The sequence below is a fragment of the Fusibacter sp. genome (assembly GCF_057447755.1).
Genome location: NZ_JBVBZF010000156.1, coordinates 1 through 8,040, shown reverse-complemented (window position 1 = coordinate 8,040; position 8,040 = coordinate 1). Strand labels below are relative to the sequence as shown.

13 protein-coding genes are annotated in these 8,040 nt (G+C 37.9%); 7 read left to right on the top strand and 6 right to left on the bottom strand.

Annotated elements, in window-relative coordinates; all coding sequences use genetic code 11:
* The 5 genes from AC220I_RS14695 to ppnP all read left to right on the top strand — a co-directional run.
* Positions 1-193 (top strand): hypothetical protein (locus AC220I_RS14695; protein ID WP_486724607.1); only part of this gene is annotated, 193 nt, incomplete at its 5' end.
* A 154-nt stretch (positions 194-347) separates the two neighbouring features.
* Positions 348-1,364 carry an ABC transporter substrate-binding protein gene (locus tag AC220I_RS14690; RefSeq protein ID WP_486724606.1) on the top strand — a complete coding sequence of 339 codons (1,017 nt, stop codon included), beginning with the start codon at positions 348-350 and terminating at the stop codon, positions 1,362-1,364.
* On the top strand, positions 1,355-2,188 hold the full coding sequence (locus AC220I_RS14685) for an ABC transporter permease (protein ID WP_486724605.1): 834 nt from the start codon (positions 1,355-1,357) through the stop codon (positions 2,186-2,188). The genes AC220I_RS14690 and AC220I_RS14685 overlap by 10 nt, the downstream gene beginning before the upstream one ends.
* Positions 2,189-2,266: 78 nt before the next feature.
* Entirely contained in the window at positions 2,267-2,422 is a 156-nt protein-coding gene (locus AC220I_RS14680) for a hypothetical protein (RefSeq protein WP_486724604.1), read from the top strand.
* Positions 2,423-2,632: 210 nt separating this feature from the next.
* Positions 2,633-2,950: a pyrimidine/purine nucleoside phosphorylase gene (gene ppnP / locus AC220I_RS14675; protein ID WP_486724603.1), complete on the top strand. Its 318-nt coding sequence runs from the start codon at positions 2,633-2,635 to the stop codon at positions 2,948-2,950.
* A 210-nt stretch (positions 2,951-3,160) separates the two neighbouring features.
* On the opposite strand, the gene AC220I_RS14670 is transcribed toward ppnP, so the two are convergent.
* The 5 genes from AC220I_RS14670 to AC220I_RS14650 are packed head-to-tail and all read right to left on the bottom strand — an operon-like array spanning position 3,161 to position 6,197.
* Complete coding sequence (locus AC220I_RS14670) at positions 3,161-4,384, bottom strand: FAD-dependent oxidoreductase (RefSeq protein WP_486724602.1); 1,224 nt, start codon at positions 4,382-4,384, stop codon at positions 3,161-3,163.
* Between the two features lie 33 nt (positions 4,385-4,417).
* On the bottom strand, positions 4,418-4,978 hold the full coding sequence (locus tag AC220I_RS14665) for a YeeE/YedE thiosulfate transporter family protein (RefSeq protein WP_486724601.1): 561 nt from the start codon (positions 4,976-4,978) through the stop codon (positions 4,418-4,420).
* Between the two features lie 22 nt (positions 4,979-5,000).
* Positions 5,001-5,228, bottom strand: coding sequence for a sulfurtransferase TusA family protein (locus AC220I_RS14660; protein WP_486724600.1), 228 nt, complete (start codon positions 5,226-5,228; stop codon positions 5,001-5,003).
* 22 nt (positions 5,229-5,250) lie between these two features.
* Positions 5,251-5,478 carry a sulfurtransferase TusA family protein gene (locus AC220I_RS14655; RefSeq protein ID WP_486724599.1) on the bottom strand — a complete coding sequence of 76 codons (228 nt, stop codon included), beginning with the start codon at positions 5,476-5,478 and terminating at the stop codon, positions 5,251-5,253.
* A gap of 35 nt (positions 5,479-5,513) precedes the next feature.
* A complete protein-coding gene (locus AC220I_RS14650) occupies positions 5,514-6,197 on the bottom strand; it encodes a YeeE/YedE thiosulfate transporter family protein (RefSeq protein WP_486724598.1) in 684 nt (227 codons plus the stop codon).
* 167 nt (positions 6,198-6,364) lie between these two features.
* Here AC220I_RS14650 and AC220I_RS14645 point away from each other — a divergent pair, with 167 nt between their 5' ends.
* Positions 6,365-7,264 carry a LysR family transcriptional regulator gene (locus tag AC220I_RS14645; RefSeq protein ID WP_486724597.1) on the top strand — a complete coding sequence of 300 codons (900 nt, stop codon included), beginning with the start codon at positions 6,365-6,367 and terminating at the stop codon, positions 7,262-7,264.
* Here the strand turns inward: AC220I_RS14645 and AC220I_RS14640 are convergent.
* Complete coding sequence (locus AC220I_RS14640) at positions 7,261-7,485, bottom strand: sulfurtransferase TusA family protein (protein WP_486724596.1); 225 nt, start codon at positions 7,483-7,485, stop codon at positions 7,261-7,263. The genes AC220I_RS14645 and AC220I_RS14640 overlap by 4 nt on opposite strands.
* 138 nt (positions 7,486-7,623) lie before the next feature.
* Here AC220I_RS14640 and AC220I_RS14635 point away from each other — a divergent pair.
* Positions 7,624-8,040: glycosyltransferase (locus AC220I_RS14635; protein ID WP_486724595.1), on the top strand; the 417-nt coding region annotated here is incomplete at its 3' end.

Sequence of the window (8,040 nt, the reverse complement as noted above, 5' to 3'; positions counted from 1 at the left end):
TGAAAAAAATATGATAAAAAATGAAAATAACGTCAATATGGTCAATTATTTGAGAAACCAGTTTTACAGTGATCGTTCAGAGGATTTGTCTTGTTTAATAAGCGACCATTTTGATTTCAAAGTCAATTTGTTGTCTTTTACAACAGACTCCAGACTCGATGTCACTTACTTGTGTTTTAACAAGGTTTTATAATAAAGGGTCTCTAAATAAATGCTTCCTAAAGGGTGTTCAATTGTTTTTTCAATTTGTCATCGAATATACGAATGTAATATTAGAATTTAAAAGACATGAGGACAAATCATGTATGTTATAATTTGATAAAAAAATAACAAACATTGAGGTGCTTATGAATTATCGTGTAAGAGAACATCATTGTAATATGAGGCAAAATAAGTATAAGAATAATAAGTATAAAGCGCATCATAAGATTGATATGAAAAATTGGACCATTCTTTTAAGCTTGGTCTTAGCCCTTGTAGTCTTATCAAGTTGTGGCAGAGTGCCCGAGAAAAAAGAGGTCATACTTGCAGATCAATATGGCTTGGCATATGCACCACTGGATATCATGAGACATAATGGCTATTTAGAGGATGCGCTAAAGACTGCCAAACTCGATGTTGAGGTGGTTTGGAAAAAACTCCCCAACACTGCTGCAATGAGAGAAGCCATGCTCGCAGATGAACTGGATTTTGGATTTGTAGGGATACCCCCTTTTTTAATAGGCAAGGACAAGGGGATGGATTGGCGCATTATGGTGGGCCTATCAGAAAGTCCTCTAGGTCTTGTTGCGCCTAAAGAAACAGATTCACTTGAGACCATAAGAGAGGATCAAAGGATTATTCTACCTCAGCCTGGGAGCATTCAACATATTCTTTTGAGCATGTATGCAGAGCAAGAACTTGGCGATGCAAAGGCATTTGACACAAAGCTTGTATCCATGTCGCATCCAGATGGTCTTTTGGCCATGACCAATAACCAGACAGATTTACTCCATTTCACATCACCACCTTATTTGAATCAGGAGCTAGACCAAGAAAATTTTAGGTTATTGGTGGATGGTGAGACCTGTTTTGGTGGTGAGTTTACCTTTATCGTTGGCATCTGTCCAGAGCGTGTGTATGAAGATCGTGAACTCTATCAGGCTGTTGAAGGTGCAATTCGAAGGTCTATAGCCTTTATGAAGGCGTCACCAGACAAGGCCTATGAAATACTACTTGAAAAATACAGTGCATCTGAACTGGAAGCCCTTAAGTATATGACCTATTCTGAAGAGGTAAAGGGTTTAAGTCGGTTCATTGAGTTTATGAATGACCAGGAAATAATCCAAAACCAATATGAGGAAGAGGCTTTAAAATGGCAATAATAAAAACCTCATTAAAATTTGATAGCAAGCATGTGAAAAAAAAGCGTCTAGAAGAGATCAAGGGCCCTTACTTTAAAGCGATTTTTGTCCTGACGATTATAGTGGTCTGGCAAGTAGTTGCCTACAGTAGGATTTATCCTCAAGCCCTTTTTCCGCCAGTGGAAGACATTTTAAGTGGTCTTTTTTCAAATGCTGAAATATTAAAGGGCATTTTCATGTCTTTATCACAGGTGTTTATGGCACTTTTTTTAAGTCTTATGGCAGTGGGGGGCATGTTGTTTTTAACCAAGGTGAGTCCTCTATTTCAACAAGCCTTTGACCTGTGCTACACCATCTTCAGCCCTATCCCAAGTGTTGCTATTTTGCCCCTTGTGATATTATGGTTTGGACTCACCACAAAAGCAATTGTCTTTTTAATGTTTCATGCGACGCTTTGGCCGCTTTGGATTCAGCTTAAACTCAATCAAGATCGCCTGACGGCTAGATTTTTTGAGCTTGAAAGCGCTTTTCCGATTTCACTCAGGAAAAGGCTATTTTACATCTATTTTCTTGGTTCTATTCCGGACCTACTGGCGGGCCTTCAAAACGGCTTTAACAGAGGCTGGCGTGCCATTATCAGCATAGAGATGATCTTTGGCATGGTGGGTCAGCACATGGGGATTGGCTGGTTGATTTATGAGCGAAGGATGATGATGGATACAGTGAGTGTTTACAGTGGGGTTCTGGGCATAATGATTTGTGGGATAATTATAGATCATTTAATATTCAACACCTTAAAAAAACGACTCACTATTCGATGGGACATGCCGAAAATAGGATTGTAATTTTCGTGAAACTTGCTATAATGAGTGAGTATAAAAATAATTCTAATTGACTTATATAAGTGAACCGGAGGCAAAGTTATGTCCGAAAAAAATATGGAAAAAATGAAAGAGTTTTTGGAGAAGAAAAAAAAGGATAATCAAAGAAAACAAGAATTCCAAGTCAATAAAAAAATGGGCGCTTCTTCAACGAGCAAAAAGAATCAAAAGACGAGAGGCTCTAACAATAAGGTTTAATGCAATCCTCTAATAAGGTTTGCACAAAATTGAATCAAACACCATGATAGCTGATTTATGTATTCCATAAATCAGCTATTATTATATATCATTAGTTCTCATCCAGCTTTGAGAAAGAATCACCAACTTGCGAAAAGCGGTTAGATGAGAACGGTAACAAAAAAACATAAAGATGGCATTACACACAATTAAAATAAAAGGAGAATCGATATGAAAAAACAATTTGAAAATGTAAGTGTTGAATTAAAAGCAAATGTCTACTTTGGTGGCAAAGTGAACAGCCGCACCGTTTATTTGGAAAGTGGTGAGAAAGTGACTTTAGGTTTTATGCAGGCGGGGGATTATACTTTCGGAACAGCCGATAAAGAGATTATGGAAATTCTCGGTGGTAGCATGGCAGTATTGCTTCCAGGGGAGACTTCGTGGATCACAGTAAATGAAGGCGAGAAATTTGAAGTAGAAGCCAACTCAAAGTTTCAAGTTAAGATCGATCAAATGGCTGACTACTGCTGCTATTATATAAAGTAAAATGAGCATTGAAAAAGTAATCAATAAGTAAGTAATCAATAAGTAACTCGCGATTATGTAAATAGTAATTATATAACTCGCAATTATGCATATAGCAATTATGCAAATCGTGATTAAGTGAATATTCATGAGCTAAAAAAAGATTCCCCAGTGATCTGCTTTTTAAGACGGCAATCATTGGGGAATCCTTTTATATTGAATGAATGTAGGTTATAAAGCGTTGATAATTTGAGCTTTGTCCAGTTCATAGAGCTTTTCAACAATCTTACCTTCTCTGGTAATAACGATTGCTGGAATTTGTTCTACGCCCAGTTTAAGTGCCAAGCCATTTGATTTATAAGTGTCAATTCGATTGACGATAAGGTTGCCCTTGTTTTCATTTTCAATCGCCTCAATATGAGGGAGGAAATCTCTTGAAGGCACATCGATTGCATTATAAACATAGATAAGACCTTGCTTTTCCTTCTGCATAATGCAATTGTCAAAGATTTCTTTCTCAGCGATATAACGTTCAGCAGCAGTACCTGCGATTGCACCATCACCCACAGCTGTTGCAACTTGCTTAAGCCACTTATCAGTAACATCACCAACTGCAAAGACACCTTCGATGTTGGTCTCTTTTTTCTCAGTTACAGGAATGTATTTTCTTGGTGTCATAGCAATGATGCCTTCAAATAGCTCTGTATTTGGCAGATAACCGATAAATTCAAAACAGTTATCGCAATTCACAGGGATTTCTTCATCTGTTTTTACATTTTTAAGGACCACAGTCTCGAGATGACCTTCACCTTCAAAACGCTTAGCAACAGAGTTCCAAACAAATTCCATTTTAGGATTTGCAAGTGCCGCTTGGCGTGCGATTTCGTTACAATCCATAATGCCTTCATCATGCATTACAGAAACCGTAACTTTGCTGGCAAACTTAGTGAGGAACATACCTTCTTCAATTGCAGCATCTCCTGAACCGATGACAACAACATGTTTATCTGTGTTTGCAGCAGCATCACAGGTTGCACAGAATGAAATGCCCTTATCAAAGAGATAGTTCTCTTCGTTTTCTGCTCCAGTGGTACGTGGTCGTCCACCAGTGGCAATGATTACAGTTTTTGAAATATATTTGTTTCTAAAAGTCTCAACGATTTTTTCCTCACCCTTAAGATCAACGCTTGTTACTGCAGTGAGCTTAAAATTAACGCCGAGCTTTTTTGCTTGTTCTTTCATTAGATTGGTAATGGTTTCACCTTTAGGATCGTTTGGAAATCCAGGGTAATTTGAAATTTCGTTTGTATAAGTCGCGAGACCACCAATCAATGCTTTTTCAATAAGGAGTGTGTTAAGTCTTGCTCTGCCTGCATAGATTGCAGCACTGAGTCCTGCAGGACCACCACCTATGATTACCACATCATAATGTTCAACTGTTTTTTCTCTAGCCATCTATTGTTCCTTTCTTGATTTAGTAAGTCAATCTTACATAAAGAACTTAACTAAAAGTTTACTGCCGACAATTGCACCAAAAAACATCCCAATGGCAAATACCCATCCTGAGAGTGACAATGATGCGATACCGCTGTATAAGGCACCGATGTTACATCCAAAAGCCAGACGTGCACCATAGCCCATAAGTAAGCCGCCTAGAGAGGCTGCAATGACTTGTTTTTTTGATTTGATCTTTTTAATCTTAAAGCCTGAAGCTAAAAGTGTCGCCGAGAGTGCACCAACAATGATACCAAGGTTACGCCAAGTGCCCGCATGGTTGATAAAACCATTGTTTAATACATTTTGGGCACCTGTGCTTGCGAAATAATACCACTTGTCCACTGAACCGCCCACAGCTTCATAAACCCATGCGCCCCAGTATGCGAACACACCAGATACACCCCATGGTTCTTTGGTAACTGCAAGTGTTACGGTTTGAAAAAGTGATAAAAGAACCGCAGCAGTAACATAGGTGATTGGATTTTTAAGCCACTTGATATAATATTCATTGTTCTTCATTTGATCAAAGAACTTTGCTTCTTTCTTTTCCAATTTAGACACCTCCAAGTTGGTGTTATTTATTTTTTTCGATGATAACTTCCCATTCGCCATCATCAACTTCTTCAACCTCTACGTTATAGCCTTCTTTTCTAGCCCATTCCGGAACGTTTTTCATAGCACAGCTGTGATCGATTTGAACGATGAGGACATCGCCAACTGCCAATTCTTTAAGTTTATTTTGAGCCTTTACCAAAGGCACTGGACATGCTTCGCCGTAGCAATCTAATACAAATTCGTTCATGACAACCTCCTAAAATTTATGCTTATTTGTTTTTCTCGATGATAACTTCCCACTCACCATCTTCAACTTCTTCAACTTCTACGTTATAGCCTTCTTTTCTAGCCCACTCAGGAACGTTTTTCATAGCACAGCTATGGTCGATTTGAACGATGAGGACATCGCCGATTTCTAACTCTTTAAGTTTATTTTGAGCCTTTACTAAAGGTACTGGACAAGCTTCTCCGAAACAATCTAATAATATCTCTTTCATTTTAATCCTCCAAAAATTTTAGTATTTTAACACCACTAGTGTGATGCGCCTCTTTTTTTCTCATATTGTTCTGCCAAAATATATAGTGCCAATAAAACACCAAGCTGTAAAATTACGGCACCCATCCAACCAAAGACATCCGGTAGGAAGATTGAGGTGCCCTTTGAAATGAAATGGTCTTTCCACCATCCAAAGTCATGCGCTCCAAGTAGAGAGCCGATAACGAAAAATACCAATGCTAAAAGGTTCATATAGAAGCCTTCGCCAACACGCATTAATGTACCTGATGCACAACCGCCTGCGATTACCATACCCACACCAAACATAAATGCCCCTATTAAAGTGGCAAAACTGATTGGGACAACATAGCTCATTCCCGGAATTGGGAGCCCTGCGCTTGCATAGCCATATTTGATTGCTGTAAAGCTAATCGTAGTGAGTGCAAGTGCGATGATGACAGCGCGGGTTAATGAAGTACCGCCGGTTAAATAAGGATCACGCATAGAAGCCGTGAAACAAAAACGCCCTTTTTGAAGAATGAAGCCAAAGGCGATACCCGTCATCCAGAATATGGATAGGGTACTTGATTTTGTGTTTAACCAAATTGCAATTGCTATAAATAAAAACACTGCAACAAATCCAAATGGGATTTGATTTTTCTTTGGTTTACGGTTTGCAGAAGAGCGTCTAGACGTTGCTGCTTGTCTTGATTCAGCCATTTTTTCACACTCCTAAAAATAAAGTTTGCTATACTCTTAACAATCTCACAGTAATATGATAACATTTTATTGAAACAAATCATCAATGGCAATTCTAAATCAGTATAAGAAAAAGTGATACCCAAATTGATGTTTAATCGGACATAATAGAAACGAAGAGGTGTAGTATGAATTTAAATGCACTTGAATATTTTAGAGAAGTTGTCGAAACCAAAAGCATATCAAAGGTTGCAGCGAATCGCCACATTTCCCAGTCTGCACTTAGCCAAAACATTCAGAAGTTAGAGGATGAGGTGGGCTATCAGCTGCTTGAGAGAAGTAATAAAGGGGTTTTACCCACAGAGGCTGGTAGGATTTTATTTAAGTATTCTGGAACCATGCTTAGGATTAAGGATAAGCTAAAGGAAGAGCTTGAGCAACTTGAAAACAGTTTTGAAAACATTAAAATCAATGGCTATCTTTCACTTGTAAATTATTCTTTGCCTTGTGTTTTATACAAGGTCAAAAAAGCATTTCCTAAATACAATTTTGAAATGCATTCAAAATCAAATATGGAGTCGATTAATGATTTAATTAACGAATTGACGGATTTGAGTTTTGTTACTGAAGAGCCTTGTGATGACCGTTTGGAATTTAGCAAGATTGGTAAAGAGAGAATTGTGTTGGTAGCCAATAGCAGTTCGAGAATACCAGATCTTATAGATGTAAATGAACTCTTAAATCATGAAATGGTGCTTCTTGATGATGACGCCTTGACCATTTCATCTTTTTTAAAGCATAAATTAAAACCACTTGGACTTCATATGGAACAAATTCCGATTATGTTTAAGGTGGATTCAATACCAGCGGCAAAATCTTCTGTCAACAACAATCTGGGCATTTGCTTCTTGCCCTATATGTCTGTAAAAAAAGAACTCTATGAAAAGAGATTTAAAATCATAGAGGTTCAAAATTTTGATTTGGATTATGATATTTATTTGGTCACAAGACGCAAGTGCAGTCGTGAGAAAGCGGTAACGGATATCTACCATTACTTCATCGATCATGGTGCCAAAGAGTTTTGCTAGTCAAGTTGTTTCGTTATTGTGATTTCCCATACGCCATTGAGCACTTCGTCTATTTCATATGTCAAAGTGCTCTTTTTTAAAGTCTCTTTGATGGATTCAATGACGCAGCTGTGGTCAACCACCATTTGAAAAGAGTCACCAGGTGACAGGTGTTCAATTTCATTTTGCATTTTTAAAAGTGGTATGGGGCAAATATCGCCGAAGCAATCAAGTTTATTCATAGGACACGTCCTTTTCATATATTCTTTTATGGTGTTTGATGCTTTTAGTTTAACAGATTATTGCCTTGCCTTAAATAGCCATGATAAAAATTGAAGGGAATTATTGACTCAATAAAGCCTTCAAGAAAGGGGTCAATTTTGAAGTTTTCAGTGGTTATTCCTGTTTATAACAGTGAAAAAACAATTGAATCATTGGTAGATAAGCTGGTATATTTTTTTGACCATCACCAATACTTATATGAGATTATTCTTGTGGATGACTCTAGTCAGGATGAGAGCTGGAAACAGATTCAGTCAATCTCTATGCGCTTTGAAGGCGTCAAGGGGATTCGCCTAGAAATTAATCAAGGACAGCAAATGGCCATTTATAAGGGTTTGCACCTATGTAGTGGTGACTATGTACTCACCATGGATGATGATGGCCAGCATGATATTAATGATCTTTTAAAGATTATACCCTTAATAGACCATGGCTATGATCTGGTCTTCGGTGTCTACAGGTCCTATAATGATCCCAGCTTTCGACAAAGAGGATCTGGCATCATTGGTCGATTT